Source organism: Pseudomonas sp. P7758 (genome assembly GCF_013386485.1).
In the GTDB taxonomy this organism is placed as follows: Bacteria; Pseudomonadota; Gammaproteobacteria; order Pseudomonadales; family Pseudomonadaceae; genus Aquipseudomonas.
Genome location: NZ_JACARS010000302.1, coordinates 1 through 360 on the forward strand (window position 1 = coordinate 1; position 360 = coordinate 360).

The 360-nt window shown below is 64.2% G+C and carries 1 protein-coding gene; it reads left to right on the top strand.

What is annotated here, in order from left to right:
• Nucleotides 1-360, top strand: a 360-nt coding sequence (locus HX873_RS31615) for a condensation domain-containing protein (protein ID WP_177123901.1), incomplete at both ends; no start/stop codon positions are given.

The following is a 360-nucleotide window of genomic DNA, read 5'->3' on the forward strand; positions in this document are numbered from 1 at the left end:
GGTAATGGTCGAGGAGTTGGTCAAGGGTTACGCCGCGTTCAGTCGAGGGTTGAGCCTGGAACTGCCAGCGTTGCCGATTCAATACAGCGACTACGCCATCTGGCAGCGGCACTGGATGGAGGCCGGCGAGCGGGAGCGGCAGTTGCAATACTGGACCGCGCAACTGGGCGGCGAGCAGCCGGTGCTTGAGCTCCCGACTGACGTTGCGCGCCCGGCCGTGATGAGCTATCGCGGTGCCCGGCTGGAGTTGGATATCGACACCGCGCTGGCCTGCGGCCTCAAGCAGATGGCCCAGCGCGAAGGGGTCAGTCTGTTCATGATCCTGCTGGCCTCCTACCAGGCCTTGCTGCATCGCTACAG